The sequence below is a fragment of the Microbacterium sp. C7(2022) genome (genome assembly GCF_028823665.1).
Lineage (GTDB): Bacteria > Actinomycetota > Actinomycetes > Actinomycetales > Microbacteriaceae > Microbacterium.
The window spans coordinates 171339-189898 of sequence record NZ_JAPEHV010000004.1 but is presented as its reverse complement, the minus strand read 5'-3'; the positions used below and the strand labels follow the sequence as shown (position 1 = coordinate 189898).

Sequence of the window (18560 nt, the reverse complement as noted above, 5' to 3'; positions counted from 1 at the left end):
GTGAACATCCGGTGACAAAGCCATCGCGAACTCGCGGATTGATTCGATAGATGTCAATATAGAAGCATGTCGAATCAAGAAGTCGAACTGGTCATCGTCGGGTCCGGTCCCGCCGGATACACGGCGGCGGTCTACGCGGCGCGTGCGGGTCTCGCGCCGGTCGTGATCGCGGGCTCGGTGACCGCGGGCGGTGCGTTGATGACGACGACGGAGGTGGAGAACTTCCCGGGCTTCGTCGATGGCGTGCAGGGACCGGAGCTGATGGAGTCGATGCGGGCGCAGGCCGAGCGATTCGGCGCTCGGATCGTCTACGACGACGCGATCCGCCTCGAGCTCGACGGCGACGTGAAGACCATCGAGACCGGTGCCGGGGCGACGTACCGGGCGCGGGCGGTGGTCCTCACGATGGGTTCCGCGTACCGCAAGCTCGGCCTCTCCGAAGAAGAGCGGCTGTCGGGGCACGGAGTGTCCTGGTGCGCGACGTGCGACGGGTTCTTCTTCCGCGAGCAGGAGATCGTCGTGGTCGGCGGCGGGGACTCCGCGATGGAGGAGGCCCTGTTTCTCACCCGGTTCGCGTCGAAGGTGACCGTCGTGCACCGCCGGGACGAGTTCCGCGCGTCGAGGATCATGGCGCAGCGCGTGCTGGAGGACCCGAAGATCGAGGTCGCCTGGAACAGTGAGGTCGCTGCGATCCTCGGCGATGAGCAGGTCACCGGGCTCACGCTGCGCGACACCGTCACCGGGGCCGAGCGCACGCTCGACGCGACGGGGGTGTTCGTCGCGATCGGGCACGACCCGCGTTCCGAGCTCGTGACCGGGCAGGTCGACACCGACGCGGACGGGTATGTGCGGGTCGCGCACCCGTCGACGCGGACGAACCTGCCCGGGGTGTTCGCGGCCGGGGATCTCGTCGATCACACGTACCGGCAGGCGATCACCGCCGCGGGCACCGGCTGCGCGGCCGCGCAGGACGCCCAGCACTACCTGTCGAACCTCGAACCCACCACCGTTCCTGAGCTTGCTTTGGAGGTCTCCGCATGAGCATCGTCACTCCCGTCACCGACGCTACTTTCCGGGCTGAGGTGATCGAGTCCGAGCTACCCGTCGTGGTCGACATCTGGGCGACCTGGTGCGGCCCGTGCAAGGCGATCGCCCCGATCCTGGACCAGCTCGCCAGCGACTACGCGGGCCGGGTGAAGATCGTGAAGGTCGACGCCGACCAGAACCCCGAGACCGTGACCGCGGCCGGCGTGACCTCGATCCCCACCCTCGGGTTCTACCGGAACGGAGAGCGGGTGGACGTGCTGATCGGCGCGCACCCGAAACCCGTCTACGTCGCGAAGATCGAAGAGCTGCTCGCATGACCGACACCCTGACCCGCACCGCCCCGAAACGGCTCTCCACCCTCGACAAGTGGCTTCCGCTGTGGATCGGCTTCGCGATGGTCGCGGGCCTCTTGCTCGGTCGTTTCGTGCCCGCACTTTCTGACGCGCTCTCTGCGATGGAGGTCGGCGGGATCTCGATCCCGATCGGGCTGGGCCTGCTGGTGATGATGTACCCGGTGCTCGCGAAGGTCCGCTACGACAAGGTCGCCGCCGTCACGGGCGACAAGAAGCTTCTTGTCTCCTCGCTCGTGCTGAACTGGCTCGTGGGGCCCGCGGTGATGTTCGCGCTCGCGTGGATCTTCCTGCCCGACCTGCCGGAGTACCGGACCGGGCTGATCATCGTGGGTCTCGCGCGCTGCATCGCGATGGTCGTGATCTGGAACGATCTCGCGTGCGGTGACCGGGAGGCGACCGCGGTGCTGGTCGCGATCAACTCGGTCTTCCAGGTCGTGATGTTCTCGGTGCTGGGCTGGTTCTACCTGACCGTGCTGCCGGGCTGGCTGGGGCTGGATGCGCAGGGGCTGGAGATCTCGGTCTGGCAGATCGCCTTGAACGTGCTCGTGTTCCTCGGCATCCCGCTCGTCGCGGGCTTCGCGTCCCGGTTCATCGGCGAGAAGCGCAAGGGGCGCGACTGGTACGAGGAGAAGTTCCTCCCGAGGATCGGGCCGTGGGCGCTCTATGGGCTGCTGTTCACGATCGTGCTGCTGTTCGCCCTGCAGGGCGAACAGGTCACCTCCCACCCGATGGACGTCGCCAGGATCGCGCTGCCGCTGCTGGTCTACTTCGCACTGATGTGGTTCGCCGGCATCCTGCTGGGCAAGGCACTCGGTCTGGGCTACGCGCGCTCCACGACGCTCGCGTTCACCGCCGCGGGCAACAACTTCGAGCTCGCCATCGCGGTCGCGATCGGCACCTTCGGCGCGGCATCCGGCCAGGCCTTGGCCGGGGTCGTCGGCCCGCTCATCGAAGTGCCCGTGCTCGTGGGCCTGGTCTACGTCTCACTCTGGGCCGCGAAGGCCTGGTTCCACACCGATCCCTACGCCACCGAATCGAGGACGTCATGACCGACACGACCGTCATCTCTGACGCCGACGCGTGCGCACCGTCCACGGCGCACGCGATCGGCACCGAGGCCGCCACGACCGTGGCCGGGGCACTGAAAGCGCTCGCTGACCCGCTGCGGCTGCGGATGCTCTCCGCGATCGCGACCGACCCGCGCGGCGAGTCCTGCGTGTGCGACCTCGCGGACCTCGCCGAGGTGTCGCAGCCGACCGTTTCGCACCACTTGAAGGTGTTGAAGGAGACCGGGATGCTGCTGTCCGAGCGCCGCGGCACCTGGGTCTACTACCGCATCGCCCCGGGCAAACAGCGCGCCGTCGCAGCCCTCCTCGACGCGTTCGCTCCCGCCGCGGCCGTCACCGACGACCCCGAAGACACCGCGGCACGGACCGCGGCCCTGCAGCAGATGGACGCCCGAGTCACCAGGCTCGCGGAGGAGCTCGCGGACGAGCTGGCCGGGCTGAACCGGGACCTCGTGATCGCGATCGTGCGCGAGTCCTACGCCGGCCTGGTGCGTTCGGCGAAGCTGACGGCGCACATGATCCCGCTGACCGAGCGGTTCGCCCGGCAGCGCCTCGCCGACCTGACGCGGGACCGCTCGGCCGGGGTGCCGCAGGTGTTGTTCGTCTGCGTGCAGAACGCGGGCCGCTCCCAGCTCGCCGCCGCGATCGTCAACCAGCTCGCCGACGGCCGCGTCGTCGCACGCTCCGCAGGATCCGCCCCGGCGTCGGACGTGCACCCGCACGTGCGCTCGCTGCTCACCGAGATCGAGGGCGCGCAGGAGGCCGAGACGGCGTTCCCGAAGCCGCTCACCGACGACGCGGTGCGCGCCGCAGACGTGGTGGTCACGATGGGCTGCGGCGACGTCTGCCCGATCATCCCCGGCGTCCGCTATGAGGACTGGGCCGTGGGCGATCCTGCGCTGGCCTCGCCCGAGGGCGTCGAAGCGATCCGCCAGGACATCGAGGGCCGCGTCCGCGGCCTCCTCGCCACCCTCACCGACTGAAAGAAGCGAACAACCATGACCGACCAGAAGCCTTCCGTCCTCTTCGTCTGCGTCCACAACGCCGGCCGTTCCCAGATGGCCGCCGGCTATCTCCGCGAGTTGGCGGGCGACCGCGTCGAGGTCCGCTCCGCCGGGTCCATGCCCGCCGACCAGATCAACCCGGTCGCCGTCGAGGCGATGCGCGAGGAGGGCATCGACATCACCGCCGAACAGCCCAAGGTGCTCACCACCGAGGCCGTGCAGGCCTCCGACGTGGTGATCACGATGGGTTGCGGCGACGCTTGCCCGTTCTTCCCGGGCAAGCGGTACGAGGACTGGAAGCTCGACGACCCGGCGGGGCAGGGCATCGATGCGGTGCGCCCGATTCGCGACGACATCAAGGCCCGCGTCGAGACCCTCCTCGCCGAACTGCTCGTCTGAGGAGCTGCGAGCAGCGGAGGGGCAGAGGCCAATGGCCCTACCCCTCCGGTGTGTTTCCGGGTCCGCGAACTTTACGGCGAACACCGTTGTGCCGTGAGGTGTGACCCAGTGATCGCGTCACCGGTCGTTCTCGCTCTACCGGGATGCGCCTCGCATCGCTGCTTCGATCTGCTCCTGCGTGGGCGCTCCGGCGTACCCGCTTTCCGTCGCGTAGACCCGGCACGCCAGCGAGCGAACCGGGGCCGTCGGGAACAGGTCGACGTCGTCGAGGAGGATCGTGGGCGAGCCTCCGAACTGGGTGCTCGCCGCCTCGGCCTCGGTTCGGATCGTCACCAGCTCGACAGGAACGGCCCCGAGCCCGAGAGCATCCAGCGCCGCGCGTGCGTTGGCTTCGGCGATTGCCGTGTTCGGGCAGTCGACGATGTGCAGCAGTTCGACCTTCATGCGGTCGGCTCCTTCCGAGTCCGGGCGGCGCGCAGTCCGTTGAGGATGACGACGACCTCGGCGATCTCGTGCACCAGGACCACGGCGGCGAGGCCCAGGACGCCGAACAGGGCCAGCGGGAGCAGCGCGGTGATGATCAGCAGCGACAGGATGATGTTCTGGTTGATGATGTGCCGCCCCCGACGGGCGTGGTCGAACGCGCGCGGGAGAAGCCGCAGGTCGTGACCGGTGAAGGCCACGTCGGCCGACTCGATCGCGGCGTCGGAGCCCGTCGCGCCCATCGCGATACCGATGTCCGCGGCGGCCAGCGCAGGGGCGTCGTTGATGCCGTCGCCGATCATCGCGACCGGCCCCTTCGCACCGAACTCTGCGATCGCGGCGGCCTTGTCTTCGGGGCGCAGCTCGGCGCGGACGTCATCGATCCCTGCTTGCGCAGCGAGGGCGCGGGCGGTGCGGGCGTTGTCGCCGGTGAGCATGGTCACCCCGATGCCCTGGGTCGCGAGGGTGCGCACGACCTCGGGGACCTCCGGTCGCAGCTCGTCGCGGACGCCGATCGCGGCGACCGGGACGCCGTCGCGGTGGACGATCACGACCGTCATGCCTTGCTCCTCCAGCCCCGCGACCCGGTCGCCGAGCGTCCCGGCGTGCAGCCAGCGGGGACTGCCGACCGTGATCCGCGCGCCGTCGAGCTCGCCCTCGATGCCGTGACCGGCCTGCTCGGTCACACCCTCCGCCGCAGGGGCATCCGGCACAGCGGCGGTGATCGCGGCCGCGAGCGGGTGGGTGCTGTGCTGCTCCAACGCGGCCGCCCACGCCAGCGCCTCCGCCTCGCTCACACCGTCTACGGTGAGGACGGCGGCGACGGCGGGCTCGTTGCGGGTGAGGGTGCCGGTCTTGTCGACGGCGACGTGACGGATCACGCCGAACCGCTCGAACGCGGCACCCGACTTGATGATCACGCCGAACTTGCTCGCCGAGCCGATCGCGGCCACCACAGTCAGCGGGACCGAGATCGCCAACGCGCACGGCGACGCCGCCACCAGCACCACGAGAGCGCGGGCGATCCACAGCTCCGGGTCGCCGAACAGCGACCCGATGATCGCGACCAGGGCGGCGAGGATCAGCACGCCCGGGACGAGGGGGCGGGCGATGCGGTCGGCGAGACGGGCGCGGTCGCCCTTCTCGGCCTGAGCCTTCTCCACCAGGTCGACGATCGTGGTCAGCGAGTTGTCGGTGCCGGCCGCGGTCGTCTCGACCTCCAGCGCCCCAGCGGTGTTGATCGCACCGGCTGAGACCGTGTCGCCGGGCTCGACCTCGACCGGGATCGACTCCCCGGTGATCGCGGAGGTGTCCAGGCTGGAGCGCCCCGTGCGGACGATGCCGTCGGTCGCGATCCGCTCGCCCGGCCGCACCAGCATCAGCTGCCCCACTTGGAGATCCTTCGCCGGGACCTCAACCGAGGTACCGTCGCGGCGGACGGTCGCGGTCTCCGGGACGAGCTTGAGCAGCGCCCGGAGCCCGCCGCGGGCGCGGTCCATGGCTTTGTCTTCCAGTGCCTCGGCGATCGAGTACAGGAACGCCAGCGCTGCGGCCTCCTCGACATAGCCGAGGATCACCGCACCGACCGCGCTGATCGTCATCAGCAGCCCGATGCCGAGCTTACCCTTGAACAGCTTCCGAATCGCGCCCGGGGTGAACGTCGATGCACCCAGCAGCAGGCCGATCCAGAACAACACCAAGGCCGGGATCTCCATCCCAGACCACTCCAGGACCAGGCCAGTGAGGAAGGCGATGCCGGAGAAGACCGGGACCATGATCCCGCGGTCCCGCCACCAGGGGTGTTCCGCCTCCTCAGCCTCTTCGCTGATGGTGGTCTCGAGCTCGTCGTGCTCGCAGCCGCACGCCGCGCTCACTCGCTCGCTCCCATCCCGCAGCAGCCCGGCACCGTGCACGCCGCGTCCATGCAGGGCGCGTGCTCGTCTACCGCGAGAGTCACGTCCACCAACGCGGTCAGCGCCGCCGCCAGGTGCGGGTCCGCGATCTCGTAGCGCGTCTGCCTCCCCTCGGGCTCAGCGACCACGATCCCGCAGTCGCGCAAGCAGGTCAGGTGGTTCGAGACGTTCGAGCGGGTCAGTTTCAGCTCGCGCGAGAGCACGGCGGGATAGCTCGGGCCGGCGAGCAGGGTCATCAGGATCCGGGAACGCGTCGGGTCCGCCATCGCCCGGCCGAGCCGGTTCATGACGTCAAGACGCGAAGCAATAGTCAGCACACACTGACTATACAGCCAGCACTGACATGAACCGAATGGGTAGTGAACCTACGAGGCCGAACCCACGCCGAGCTGGATGAGCTGCGGGGCCGGCGCGCAACACGATCCCGTGCTGGCAGACTCGTCCGGCGCGTCGAAGAGGCCGGAGCCTCCGCACACGCCGGTGTCCGGCAGAGCGAGCTCCACGCGCTCGGCGGCCTCGTGGTCCCCGGCGATCGCGGCGACGACGCTGCGCACCTGCTCGAACCCGGTCAGAGCGAGGAACGTCGGCGCACGCCCGTAGGACTTCGCACCGACGATGTAGAAGCCCGACTCGGGCTGGGCGAGATCAGCAGCGCCCGTGGCCCGCACGGAGCCGCACGAGTGCACGTTCGGATCAACCTCCGCAGCGATCTTCGACGGGGCCTGCAGGCGCATGTCGAGGTCGAGACGGATCTCCGAGAGGAAGGACAAGTCTGGGCGGAAGCCGGTCGCGACGAACACCCGAGCGGCAGGGTCGAGCCGGCGGCCGTCCTCCGCGATGAGCACCGCCTGACCGCCATCGATGACGACCTGCTCCGTGCGGAATCCAGTGACGAGATCGACGAGCCCGTCCTCGACGGCCTTCTTCGCCCGCTGTCCCAGCGCGCCGCGCTCGGGCAGCTCGTCGGCGCTGCCGCCGCCGAAGGTGTTGCCGACCGCGCCGCGCCGGAGCACCCAGGTGATCCGCGTCCCCGGCTCGCGCTTGGCCACGCGAGAGAGCGTACCGATCGTCGTCGCGGCGGAGTGGCCGTTGCCGACCACCACGATGTGCTGGCCAGCCAGCGCGGTCGCGTCCTCGATCGCGGGCATGCGATGCTCCAGGAGCTCCGCATCGACTGCAGCGCGTTCCCCGAGCGCGGGCAGCCCGTCAGCTCCGGCAGGGCTCGGAGTGCGCCAGGTGCCCGAAGCGTCGATCACCGCACGCGCTTCGATCCGCTCCTCGGTGCCGTCCGCGCGCTCGACGTGGACGACGAAGGGCTGCTCGGCGCGGCCGGCGTCGACGGAGAGGTCGCGGCCCTCCCGGCCGACGCCGACGACCCGCGTCCCGTAGCGCACGCGGTCGCCGAGCACATTGCTGAGGGGCGCGAGGTACCGCTCGATCCACTGCGCGCCGGTCGGGTAGCCCTGCGTCGGGGCCGACCATCCAGTCGGCTCCAGCAGACGTCGCGACGCGGGGTCGGTGAGCTCCGTCCACGGCGAGAACAAGCGCACGTGGCCCCATTCGGCCACAGCCGAAGCGGCGGCGTCGCCGGACTCCAGGACGAGCGGTTCGAGCCCCCGCTCGATCAGATGGGCTGCGGCGGCCAGTCCCTGCGGACCAGCACCGATGACGACGACAGGGTTCACTGCGACCTCCATGCATTGACGTTCTTCGATGTGAGACAAGACGATCCTGACGCTCATATCGACAGATGTCAATACGTCGGGCAGAATAGAGCCATGAACGCACTGCCCGTCACCATCGACACCAGCGCCGACTCCTGCTGCACCCCCGGCCAGGCGATGGACGACGGCACCGCCCACGACCTCGCGAAGGTCTTCAAGGCCCTCGGCGACCCGACGCGGGTGAAGCTGCTCTCGATGATCGTCGGGAGCAGCGCCGGCGAGATGTGCGTCTGCGACCTCACCGACCCCGTGGGCCTGTCGCAGCCGACGATCTCCCACCACATGAAGCTGCTCGTCGAGGCCGGCCTCGTCACGCGCGAGCAGCGCGGGAAATGGGCGTACTACCAGCCGACCACCGGCACGCTCGCCGACGCGGCGAAGGCGCTGCTGGGCTGAGCTTCGTTGTCAGTCGGACACCGAGCGGATCTTTGAGTAGTCGGACCAGTCCCCACTGGCGAGGCGCGACCACGCGGCGGCCGACGCCGGCGTTATGCCGAGCAAGTCGGACACGATCCGCGGGTGCATCTGCCGGGTGAGTTCGATGAGGGCGGTCGTCCGGGCGCTTCCGGAGCGGAGCCCTTCGGCGCGGAGGCGGCGACTGATCGGCCCCGGGGTGAGATGGAGCCCCGGGTTTCTGCCGGGGAATAGCCATCCTTCGGGATGGCGCATCGACGCGTCGACCAGGTCGATGATCGCGTCTCCGAGAATCTTGGGGAGCTCGATAGGTTCCGCCCCGATAGTGAGCTTCACGGGCTGGGAGGTCGCGTCGACCTGATCGCGGGTGAGGGTGATGATGCGGGTGAGCTGGATGCCGTAGAGGAGAACGAGCAGGCCCGCAGCACGGGTCTTCGAGTCCATGTCCGAATCGGTGAGGAATCGACGGGCCATCTGCCATCGATGGTCGGACTCGTAGTGCCGGCCCTCGAGGCGACTCGGCCGGAACTCGACGCGTAGGGTGCTCAACTGGTGGCGTCGCAACCAGCGGGTGAATGGTGCCAACGCGTCCCGCTGACTCGGGGAGTCCGTGAGGAACGCGTCGAGGCGGCGTTGGGGGAAGGTGGCGAGCGTCTCGCGCTGCGATCGGATTTCGTGCAGGAGCGCGGCACAGTACTTGAGCGCTGCGCGTTGCCGTTGGAAGCCAGCCGCAGGGCTCGACGGGCCGCGAGACACCGCCCGGAATGCGCGCGTCGAACGGAGCAACTCCCAGGTGCAGTACCGGCGCAGGACAAGCCGGTCTTCGGCGTGCCCAACCTCCGATAGCCAGTTCTCGAGCCAGTGGTCGAAGCGCGCGGCCTCGACGTCAAGCTCCGGCAGTACGCCGGAGCGAACCAGCAGCGAAAGGAGGAATGCCACGGACTGCCCCGACTGGGCTCTGGTCATGATCGCGTCGGCGGCGAGAGGCAGGGTCCCCTCGGCGAGTTCGCGGAGCACGGCGGCACATTTGCTCTTGTGCTGCCACCGCTCCAGAGAATTCGCCTTGCCATGGTGCGTGAGCAGGTAGTCAGCAAGAGGCTGAAGCTCCGGGCGGATATCACCGGTCTCATCGCAGAGGAGTCGCTGGATGGTGATCGGGCGGCGGCACTCGGCGCAGAGGCGATGCTTGCGCACTTCTTCGATTGAACCGCAGCCGGGACACGCCATCGTGATCGGCGTGCCGGCGCAATCCGCGCAGACCTTCTGGTCGTTCATGAACCCGGTGAGGAACACCTTGCGCCCGCATTCAGGGCAGGGTTGCGGCGTGCGCATCGCGTAGTAGCAGCGGGCGCAGACGCGTCGCCCGTCGAGATGGGATGCGACCCGGCCGGGCTCTCCGCAGAGCCCGCAGGTCTTGACTGGCGCGGTGTAACAGGCCAGGCAGACGAGCTCGGGGCGACGGACGACGATGGTCGCGTGCTGACCGCACCGGGAGCAATGGTCGAAGGAACGGGGATCAGCACGCCAGCATTCACGGCAGTACCGCTTCCCGTCGATGGTGCGCTGCACCGGCACGAGCGGAGCATCCAAGCAAGTGATCCCAAACGACGCTCTCTGCATGCCAGATGGGCCGGTCGATCGGCGGCCGGCGGCTCTTTGGCATCCGCATACGGGCATTGCACGGGAGGGGGCGGCTCGTGCCCTCGCTCCGTCATCGGAACGCGGGGATTAGCATCCCGAGCGCCAGCGTGGCCAGCATCGCGAACGGGCTGAGCAGAAGGGCAAGCGCCCATCCGAGACGGCGGTTGCGCGCAGCGGCGACAGCCGTCCGTAGGTGCGCGAACGCGACGAGGTCGGGTTCCGGGATGGCGGGATTGCCCCAGGTCGCGGGTGCTGCCGCGATACGGCTCAGCGTGTCGACGTCGCCGGCGGTGAGTACGGCGGTCCTGCTTTGCAGCCACTGAGGCAGACGTGCAGCGTTCAAGACGAGGACGTGTTCTGGCCGTTCTCGGATGGTGATGCTGCGGGCGGCAACGATCGCGATCAGCGGAGTGACATCGACAGGATGCCGTGCCGCTTGCGTGAGGAGTTTCGCGACTCGTCGCGCTTCGTATTCCGCGTTGCGGAGGTGGTCCGTGCGCTGCCCGTTGACCAGCAGCCGCCGGGATGCGACCCAGACGTTCCCACCTTCATGGAACTTGGAATTGATCGTGTAGACGCCGCCGGGCCCGATGACGATGTGGTCGACGTCACTGCCGGCGGTGCCGACGGGTATGCCGTGGATCGTGAGCCATCCGGGACCGAGCTGATCGAGTAGACGGGCGACCTCCAGTTCGCCGAGTGCGCCGAGATACCAGGGTCGGCTCTCAACACTCAGCGGGCTCCGCCCGAAGAATCGCTGCGCCCCGGTGCGCGCCGGGGCCGACGACTGGATCCGCAGTGCTTCAGCGATTACCGACGACGCCGGGGCCCGCAGCCGGAGGACATCAGGCGCAGGCGGTCGCTGGGTCCGAAGTTCGGCCACAGTCGTGGCCTCAGCGGGTGCTTTGGTTGCGGGCGTGCACTCGATACACCGCACCGTCCTGCGATCGCGCTCATAGATCGCGTCCGTCCCGGCGGTCAGCGATGCGCCGCACAAGCGGCATCGGCCGGCGTATCGGAGCAGCATGCGGCGGTCGTTCGCCTCGCCGATCGGCTGCACCATGGCGCGATTCTATGGGTGACCCGTCAACGCTCAGCTCTCCGGACGCGGGCGCCCCAGCCAGGGAGGCCTGGCATGCTGTGTTCGTGGCCCAGCAGAACGACCTCGTCGCCGTCCTCATCGACGCAGACAACGTCTCCCCGACACGCGTCGGCGCCGTGATGACCGAGATTGCCCAGTACGGGACCGCGTCAGTCAAGCGGGTGTACGGCGACTGGACAAAGCCGCAGCTCGCGAGCTGGAAGACGGCGGCGAGCGAGCACGTCATCCAACCCATGCAGCAGTTCGCGAACACTGCAGGGAAGAACGCCACCGACAGCGCGCTCATCATCGACGCGATGGACCTGCTGTACGCCGGTCGGTTCCAGGCGTTCTGCATCGTCTCCAGCGACAGCGACTTCACCCGTCTCGCCTCCCGGATCCGCGAAGACGGCGTTACCGTCTACGGGTTCGGTGAGCGCAAGACACCTGAAGCGTTCCGCAACGCCTGTGACCGATTCACCTACCTCGACGTGCTCGCCGAACCGTCGACCGATGTCGCCGACACTGCAGCGTTGAAGGCCCGCATCCCGACGGCGAAGCTCCGCACCGACGGCCCCCTGGTCAGCGCACTCCGCGCAGCGATCGGCGGCGCGTCCCTTGATGACGGATGGGCCGATCTCGCGGCGGTGGGATCGCTCGTCCGCAAACAGCGCCCCGACTTCGACTCTCGCAACTGGGGTTACGCGAAACTCTCCGACCTCGTCCGCGAGATCGGACTCTTCGAGGTCGGACCCCGCCCCGGTGGCGGCGTACGCGTCAAGCTCTCCCCACAGAAGAAGTAGGCAACCGCAGCCGGCCGGATCCGCTTGCGGGCATTGCACGGTGGCGGGCCGTGGTGTGCGTGCGACGAGCCGCGGCGACCACCCGCCGGCGCCGTCGTCTCAGGTCATAGGGCGTTCCGGTCCTCGGGGCCCGCGCCGGGAGCGGCATAGGCTGGCGACATGGACGCGCACCAGGTGAGGTTTCAGGCGGAGATCGGTGTCCCAGTCAAGGGTGAGATCTGGAACTGCGTCGAGATCCCCGGCGCGACCGAGATCTTCGGCACCGGCAAGGGCATTCGGGTCGACGCCAAGATCGACGACGTCTTCCTCCTGAACGTCGGCACGTTGCCTACCGGCGAGGGCGGACACATGGTTTCCCTCAACGCCAAGGTTCGAAAGCAGCTGGGCAAAGAGATCGGCGACGTTGTCGAGGTCACCATCACCACCCGCTGAGGCAACCATCCCCTTCCGTGCCGTGCACGCTGAGCGGAGGGCAGCGTGCGTTCGCCTCGTCGGCCCTCGTCGAGTCTCAACGAGGCGTTTGGGGCAGCGGCGTCATTCCGGCGGGCAGGTGCGATCCGCCGTGTCGTCGTAGGTGGGTACGGGGCGGTCCGCGGCCTGCTCGGCCGTCGCAGCAATGCCATTCTCTGCGATGTCGTTGATGAGCCAGTCCATCTCGTGGATCTCGCGCTTCTGCGCTTCGCTGATGTTGACCGCGAGTTGGCAGACGCGATAGTCCTGGATCTGTGCACGCTCTGAGCGGGTGATGGCGAGCGAGTGGTGCGGGATCATTCCCTGCATGAAGGCGGTGTCGTCGACCGTGATCTGGCTGCGGTCGAGGGCGATCCCTCCGCCGATGAGGACCACGCCGGCAATGATGATCGCGATGTTCGCTTTGGTGTTCTTGTACATGTTGAGCATCCAGCCGAGCATGATGAGGACCATCGTGCCTCCCATGGTGAGCGCCATGAAGATGCGGCTTTCGCTGAGGCGGATGTGGCTCCATTCCCAGGAGCCGGCGAACATCACGAAGTACATGATGACGACAGCGGTGAGGATCATCGCGCCGAAGCGGATGTACATGCTGACGGACCCGTTCTTCTGCTGCTTCTCCTGGTGAGTGCCGGAGTGCTCATCGTGGTGGGACATCTGTATCTCTCCTTGTTTCGTGAGGTGGCGAAGGATCGTAGGTGGCGGGGGCTGCTAGGGCGAAGGGGGTGACGGGAGCAGCGTGAGGCCGCTGTCGTCGACGACGAGCAGGTCGCCAGTGTTGGTGATGGCGATCGCTTGGGCTTGACCATGCACGGTTCCTGCTTCGCTCCAGGAGGGGGCTCCGGCGGTAGTCGTCCAGATCTTTCCGCCGCTGCCTACCCCCACGACGCGTTGATGATCCGGTGACACGCCCAGCAGCGCGATGAGCGGCGTATCCGCCCACGGGCCGAACGATGCTGCGCCGTCAGTACTGACCTGTAGCCCGTCGGGTGTCGACGCGATGACTCTGCCGGTGGCGTCCGCGACCAGGTTGAACGCCGATATGGAACCGCCCGTAGGTGTCCAGGTGTCTCCTTCGTCGGTGCTCACCAACACATCCGAGGAGTCGGTGGCAAGCCCGTACACCGTGCCGTCCGGGGCGGTCGCGAGGACGTGGAAGTCCTTTTCTCCCGTGAACGCGACCGGAGTCCAACTACGACCGGTGTCGGTGCTGCGGATGATGCCCAGGTGTGGGGTGCCGAGTTCGGGAGGGGTGGTGCGGCCGGGGTGTCCCGAGGCGAGCAGGATGTCGCCGACGGCGGTGAGGCCCATGGCGTCGAAGCGGGGGCCGTCGACTCGGGGGCCGAGTTTGCCGTCTTCGGTTGCGGTGTAGATGCCGTCGTGCGTACCGATCAGGAACCCCGACCCGGACGGGTCGGCGACGACGTTATGCGCGTGTTCGATCGTGGACGTGGCGTGGTCGTCGCCGGTGGAGGGCGTTTGGGCAGCGCACCCGGCGATGAAGATGAGCGCGGCGACCGCGCCCGCAGCGAGGATGCTGCGACGCGCGTGGTGATGCCGCAGGGTCGATGTCAGAGTGCGATGAAGAAGCATATGGCGTTGCTTTCGGAGTCGGTCGCTTGCGGGTCGGCGCACTGTAACTGCACCGACCCGCGCGCAACGGGTCAGAGGCTCCCGAGCAGCTCCTGCATGGTGGCGATTTCCGCGGTCTGCGTGTCGATGATGGTCTGCGCCATCGCGATCGCGTCCGGGTTCTTCCCGTTGTCGACTTCGTCCTGCGCCATCTCGATGGCGCCTTCGTGGTGCATCGTCATCTGCTCGAGGAACAGCCGCGACGCCTCCGCGCCGGTAGCCGCATCGAGGGCCGCCATGTCGTCGTTACTCATCATGCCGCCGCCGTGGTCCATGCCTTCCATGGTGCCGGTGTCGCTGTCGGCGCCCCATTCGTCCAGCCACTCTTTCAGCTGGTCGATCTCGGGCTGCTGCGCGGCCTTGATCTCGGACGCCAGGGCAAGAACGGCCGGGTCGATGCCTTCCTTGTCCAGGATCATGTCGGACATCTCGACGGCCTGTTCGTGGTGCGGGATCATCATCTGCGCGAACATCACATCCGCGTCGTTGAAGTCCGCTGTGGCTGCGGACGAGGGGGACGGGGCGGAGCTGTTGCCGTGGTCCATGCCGGGCATGGACTCTGAGCCTGTGCCGCCGGCGCAGCCGGCGAGGGTGAGTGCGGCGGCGAGGGTGAGTGCGGCGGTTGCGGTGGTACGGATCTTCATCAGGGTTCTCCAATATAGGGGTACGTGAAAGCAGCGCCGGTCAGGGTGACGGGCGTGCGGGTGCGGGAGCCGGACACGAGGGGTCGGCTCGGGCGCATCACGTACGGCTGAGGCAGAGAACGGTGAGTGAAGGTGGACGCAGCGCCGGCCTGGTGAACAGTGCCGTCAGGACCGAGGGTTTCGGTCGCGGGAGGATCGACAACCATCGCGTGACCGCGCCGGGCCGCATCAGCAACAGCACGGTCGCCAGAAGTGCCAGCACGCACGCCATCGCGAGCATGTCGGAGTGTCCGCTGCCGCACTCCGCGCACGGCTCGTCGGTTGCCGTATGCCCCGTGTGGTGGTCGGTGGCATCGGTTGGGGCGGCGGAGGTGACTGTGGTCGAGTGTCCCGCTTCTGTCGCGGTGTGGGCGTTGAGGGAGTGCATGGCCAGCAGGCCCACGATGACCGCGCCGGTGACCGCGATGAGCAGCAGCAGCGTGCGGGCCACAGACCGGCCGGTGCGAAGCCGGTCCGTCAGTGCGATCAGCGACATGTCACCTCCCTCCCTTCCACGGTACGTCACACCCGTCAGCGTCGGATGACCGCGTCGGGGCTGAGATCCAGCCGGCGCAGCAGCTGGGCGTTGAGGGCAACGACGATCGTGGACAGGGACATGAGGATCGCGCCCACCGACATCGGCAGCACGAAACCGATCGGGGCGAGGACGCCGGCGGCCAGGGGCACCGAGATGAGGTTGTACCCGGCAGCCCACCACAGGTTCTGCTTCATCTTCCGGTAGCTCGCGCGGGACAACTCGATCACAGACAGCACCGAGCGGGGGTCGTCGCTGGCCAGGATCACCCCCGCCGAGGCGATCGCGACATCCGTGCCGGCGCCGATGGCGATACCGACATCGGCCTGCGCGAGAGCGGGCGCGTCGTTCACACCATCGCCGACCATCGCGACCTTGCGTCCCTCGTCCTGCAGCTGCTTCACCTTGGACGCCTTATCCTCCGGCCTCACACCGGCGAAGAACCGGTCGATGCCCAGTTCAGCAGCCACCGATGCGGCGACAGCATCGGCGTCACCGGTGATCATCACGACCTGCACGTCACCGGCGTGCAGGGCGTCGATAGCCTGCCGGGACTCGGGGCGGATCTCATCGGCCAGCCGCAGCGCACCGGCGACCTTCCCGTCGATGAGGACATGCAGGATGATCGCCCCCTCCTCACGCCAGGTGTCAGCGATGGGCAGCTCCTGCGTGTCGGTCTGCTCGAGCAAGTACGGGCCACCGACCTGCACCACCTGGCCGTCGACCGTCGCGCGCACCCCAACCGCGGGTGACGACTCGAAATCCGTCGAACCCGGCACGGACAGGCTCTTCTCCCCCGCAGCGGCGACGATGGCTCGAGCCAACGGGTGCTCGGAATCGGCCTCCGCGGCGGCCGCGAGGGCCATCAGCCGGTCGGCGTCGATCCCGTCTACCGATTCGATAGCGGTGACGGCGGGCGCGCCCTTGGTGAGGGTGCCGGTCTTGTCGAACAGCACCGTGTTCACGGTGCGCATGCTCTCCAAGGCCAGACGGTCCTTGATCAGCACCCCGCCGCGGGCGGCCCGCTCGGTGGCGATGGACACCACCAGCGGGATTGCCAGGCCGAGAGCGTGGGGGCAGGCGATCACCAGCACGGTGATGGTGCGGATCACCGCGTCATCAGGAAGCCCAACCAGGGTCCACACCACGGCGGTGATCGCTGCGGCGGTCAGCGCGAACCAGAACAGCCACCCGGCCGCACGATCGGCGAGGCGCTGCGCCTTCGACGAAGAGTTCTGCGCCTCGGTGACCAGGCGTTGGATGCCGGCGAGGGCGGTGTCCTCCCCGACCGCGCTGATCTCGACACGGATGCCGGAGTCGGTGGCAACGGTGCCGGCCACGACCGCATTCCCGCCGCTTCGGCGGACAGGCTTGGACTCGCCGGTGATCATCGACTCGTCCATGCTCGCCGAACCCTGCACCACCCGACCGTCAGCCGGAACTCGTCCACCCGGGCGCACCACAACGACGTCGCCGACCTGCAGATCCGCGGGCGCAACCGTGACGGTGGTGTCCCCGTCCACCTTCTCCGCCTCGTCCGGGAGGAGAGCGGCAAGAGAATCCAGGGCGGAGGTGGTCTGCGCGAGCGAGCGCATCTCGATCCAGTGCCCCAGGAGCATGATGACGATCAGCAGCGCCAGCTCCCACCAGAAGTCCAGCTCGTGATCCAGCAACCCGAGGCTCGCGCCCCAAGACGCCACGAACGCGACGGTGATCGCCAACCCGATCAGCAGCATCATGCCGGGCTTACGGGCACGCAGTTCGCTGACCGCGCCGGTCAGGAACGGGGCACCACCCCACACGTACATGACAGTGCCGAGAACCGGTGAAATCCAGCCCACCCATGCCCCGTCGGGCAGCGGGTACCCGAGCAGCATCGAGAACATGCCCGAGAACGCCACCACCGGGACGGCGAGAATCAGATTGATCCAAAACAATCGACGGAAGCGTGCGACATGGTCCGCACCATGCCCGGCGTGCCCACCATGGCCACCGTGCTGCATCCCCTCGTGGACGCCGCCGTGTCTCTCATCGGTGCTGTGCTGCGCGGATGTGCGGTGTGCGTGGTGGTCGCCAGCGGTCTCGGACTCTGCGACCGTCGCTCGGGCGCCCTGAGCGGCGTCGTCATCGCCTGCGCTGGTCGGCGTGGAGCGGTGATGTGCGTCGTGGTCGTGCTGGCTCATGACGAGCGTCCTTCCACTGTTCGCATTCGACGGATGCGGGTCATCCCGGTGAGGTCGAGCTCGTCATCGAAGGTGCTCATGACGAGCTGCTGGCCAAGGCGTAACCAGCCTCCGCCACCGCCGCCTCCACAGCGGTAGCAGGGATCGGCGTCGAGCTGCGGATAGTCACCCGCGACGCACCGCCCGCGTTCAAGTCAACCGACACACCCTCTACCCCGTCGATCGCGGATAACTCCTCGGTGACGCTCGACACGCAGTGCGAGCAGGTCATCCCCGTCACCAGCACCTCGGACGTCACCGCCGCCGTGACCTCACCCACGGTCTCGGGCGTCGATGCGATCGCGCAGCACGCACAGCCGGCGCCAGCGTCCCTCAAGCCCAGGTCGTTGCGGTTCTCAGTGTTCATCATCGTCTCCTCATAGTGCGTGGGCAGGCGGGCTAGGAACGGACCAGACGGGCGATTGCATCGTTGGCTTCGCGGATCTTCTGTTCCGCGACGGCACCACCCTCGGCGCTTGCTTCGGCAACGCAGTGTGAGAGATGGTCACCCAGCAGTGACAGCGCGACAGACTCGAGTGCCTTCGTCGCCGCGGAGACCTGCGTGAGGACGTCGATGCAGTACTTGTCCTCCTCCACCATCCGCGCGATCCCACGAACCTGACCCTCCACGCGTCGCAGCCGCTTCAGCAGGTCATCCTTGCTCGCCGTGTAGCCGTTCATGGCAAGTACCATACCCCCCTATGGTATCCAGGACAACCCTTATCGCATCGTCGCGCCCTCGCCGAGATGCTCAACAAACCTGGAGTTTGCCGCAGAACAATGACGGGGCCTACCGCGGGTTCGATCAAGCACTCAACCCTCGGGACAGACACGAACCCAGTGCCGTCCGGAGCGCCTCAGGAGCGACGTTGGCCTCCCAGCCGTGAGGCGCAGGGGATGTCTCGCAAAGCACGACAGTTGAGTGGGCGGCAACCAAATCCCGTGAGTCCGAACGGGTTCTTCGTGTCGCCTGCGGTGTGAAGGGCGATCCGTAAACGGGCAATGCGCGATGAGGGGACGGCGGCGGGCGGCGCTTCGGCTGGGGTGTGATGTCTCGTCTTCCACGAGTGAGTAGTCATCTGATTTGA

At 67.9% G+C, this 18560-nt stretch carries 21 protein-coding genes; 8 read left to right on the top strand and 13 right to left on the bottom strand.

Translation table 11 applies throughout. The annotated features are described in order from the left end of the window. Positions 1–66: 66 nt before the first annotated feature. Genes trxB through ON062_RS07250 form a run of 5 tightly spaced genes read left to right on the top strand, consistent with a single transcriptional unit; the run spans position 67 to position 3870 of the window. The gene (trxB, locus tag ON062_RS07270) at positions 67–1041 is read left to right on the top strand and encodes a thioredoxin-disulfide reductase (protein WP_098408603.1); all 975 of its coding nucleotides are present in this window, start codon (positions 67–69) and stop codon (positions 1039–1041) included. Then, positions 1038–1364: a thioredoxin gene (gene trxA / locus ON062_RS07265; RefSeq protein ID WP_144882514.1), complete on the top strand. Its 327-nt coding sequence runs from the start codon at positions 1038–1040 to the stop codon at positions 1362–1364. The genes trxB and trxA overlap by 4 nt, the downstream gene beginning before the upstream one ends. Further along, a complete protein-coding gene (gene arsB / locus ON062_RS07260) occupies positions 1361–2449 on the top strand; it encodes an ACR3 family arsenite efflux transporter (protein ID WP_144882515.1) in 1089 nt (362 codons plus the stop codon). Before trxA ends, arsB begins: the two co-directional genes overlap by 4 nt. Continuing rightward, complete coding sequence (locus ON062_RS07255) at positions 2446–3450, top strand: metalloregulator ArsR/SmtB family transcription factor (protein WP_144882516.1); 1005 nt, start codon at positions 2446–2448, stop codon at positions 3448–3450. Before arsB ends, ON062_RS07255 begins: the two co-directional genes overlap by 4 nt. Before the next feature lie 15 nt (positions 3451–3465). After that, complete coding sequence (locus tag ON062_RS07250) at positions 3466–3870, top strand: arsenate reductase ArsC (RefSeq protein ID WP_098408599.1); 405 nt, start codon at positions 3466–3468, stop codon at positions 3868–3870. A 135-nt stretch (positions 3871–4005) separates the two neighbouring features. Here ON062_RS07250 and ON062_RS07245 read toward each other — a convergent pair whose 3' ends face one another. Genes ON062_RS07245 through ON062_RS07230 form a run of 4 tightly spaced genes read right to left on the bottom strand, consistent with a single transcriptional unit; the run spans position 4006 to position 7963 of the window. Continuing rightward, complete coding sequence (locus tag ON062_RS07245) at positions 4006–4314, bottom strand: hypothetical protein (RefSeq protein WP_098408598.1); 309 nt, start codon at positions 4312–4314, stop codon at positions 4006–4008. Further along, positions 4311–6227, bottom strand: coding sequence for a cation-translocating P-type ATPase (locus ON062_RS07240; RefSeq protein ID WP_274646672.1), 1917 nt, complete (start codon positions 6225–6227; stop codon positions 4311–4313). Before ON062_RS07240 ends, ON062_RS07245 begins: the two co-directional genes overlap by 4 nt. Further along, entirely contained in the window at positions 6224–6583 is a 360-nt protein-coding gene (locus ON062_RS07235) for a helix-turn-helix transcriptional regulator (protein WP_144882518.1), read from the bottom strand. Before ON062_RS07235 ends, ON062_RS07240 begins: the two co-directional genes overlap by 4 nt. 48 nt (positions 6584–6631) lie before the next feature. Further along, positions 6632–7963, bottom strand: a complete 1332-nt coding sequence (locus tag ON062_RS07230) for an NAD(P)-binding domain-containing protein (protein ID WP_098408595.1) — start codon at positions 7961–7963, stop codon at positions 6632–6634. Between the two features lie 144 nt (positions 7964–8107). Between ON062_RS07230 and ON062_RS07225 the strand changes: the two genes are divergently transcribed. After that, the gene (locus tag ON062_RS07225) at positions 8108–8386 is read left to right on the top strand and encodes a metalloregulator ArsR/SmtB family transcription factor (RefSeq protein WP_306802374.1); all 279 of its coding nucleotides are present in this window, start codon (positions 8108–8110) and stop codon (positions 8384–8386) included. Positions 8387–8395: 9 nt separating this feature from the next. Here ON062_RS07225 and ON062_RS07220 read toward each other — a convergent pair whose 3' ends face one another. After that, the gene (locus ON062_RS07220; RefSeq protein WP_274646461.1) at positions 8396–9994 is read right to left on the bottom strand and encodes a hypothetical protein; all 1599 of its coding nucleotides are present in this window, start codon (positions 9992–9994) and stop codon (positions 8396–8398) included. Positions 9995–10115: 121 nt separating this feature from the next. Continuing rightward, positions 10116–11108 carry a nuclease-related domain-containing protein gene (locus ON062_RS07215; RefSeq protein ID WP_274646460.1) on the bottom strand — a complete coding sequence of 331 codons (993 nt, stop codon included), beginning with the start codon at positions 11106–11108 and terminating at the stop codon, positions 10116–10118. 83 nt (positions 11109–11191) lie between these two features. Here ON062_RS07215 and ON062_RS07210 point away from each other — a divergent pair, with 83 nt between their 5' ends. Both ON062_RS07210 and ON062_RS07205 read left to right on the top strand, forming a co-directional pair. Beyond that, on the top strand, positions 11192–11929 hold the full coding sequence (locus ON062_RS07210) for an NYN domain-containing protein (protein WP_274646459.1): 738 nt from the start codon (positions 11192–11194) through the stop codon (positions 11927–11929). 159 nt (positions 11930–12088) lie between these two features. Next, positions 12089–12361 (top strand): DUF1905 domain-containing protein, encoded by a 273-nt coding sequence (locus ON062_RS07205; protein ID WP_274646458.1) that lies wholly within the window; start codon positions 12089–12091, stop codon positions 12359–12361. A 102-nt stretch (positions 12362–12463) separates the two neighbouring features. Here the strand turns inward: ON062_RS07205 and ON062_RS07200 are convergent, their stop codons facing one another. From ON062_RS07200 to ON062_RS07170, 7 genes are all read right to left on the bottom strand, one after another. Next, entirely contained in the window at positions 12464–13057 is a 594-nt protein-coding gene (locus ON062_RS07200; protein ID WP_274646457.1) for a DUF305 domain-containing protein, read from the bottom strand. A gap of 54 nt (positions 13058–13111) precedes the next feature. Beyond that, on the bottom strand, positions 13112–13993 hold the full coding sequence (locus ON062_RS07195) for a F510_1955 family glycosylhydrolase (protein WP_274646456.1): 882 nt from the start codon (positions 13991–13993) through the stop codon (positions 13112–13114). Positions 13994–14064: 71 nt separating this feature from the next. Beyond that, entirely contained in the window at positions 14065–14676 is a 612-nt protein-coding gene (locus ON062_RS07190; protein ID WP_274646455.1) for a DUF305 domain-containing protein, read from the bottom strand. A gap of 97 nt (positions 14677–14773) precedes the next feature. After that, the gene (locus ON062_RS07185) at positions 14774–15211 is read right to left on the bottom strand and encodes a DUF6153 family protein (protein ID WP_274646454.1); all 438 of its coding nucleotides are present in this window, start codon (positions 15209–15211) and stop codon (positions 14774–14776) included. A 35-nt stretch (positions 15212–15246) separates the two neighbouring features. Further along, positions 15247–17253 carry a heavy metal translocating P-type ATPase gene (locus tag ON062_RS07180; RefSeq protein ID WP_274646671.1) on the bottom strand — a complete coding sequence of 669 codons (2007 nt, stop codon included), beginning with the start codon at positions 17251–17253 and terminating at the stop codon, positions 15247–15249. Positions 17254–17509: 256 nt separating this feature from the next. Beyond that, complete coding sequence (locus ON062_RS07175; protein ID WP_274646453.1) at positions 17510–17839, bottom strand: heavy-metal-associated domain-containing protein; 330 nt, start codon at positions 17837–17839, stop codon at positions 17510–17512. A gap of 32 nt (positions 17840–17871) precedes the next feature. Then, positions 17872–18153, bottom strand: coding sequence for a metal-sensitive transcriptional regulator (locus tag ON062_RS07170; RefSeq protein WP_274646452.1), 282 nt, complete (start codon positions 18151–18153; stop codon positions 17872–17874). Positions 18154–18560: the final 407 nt, after the last annotated feature.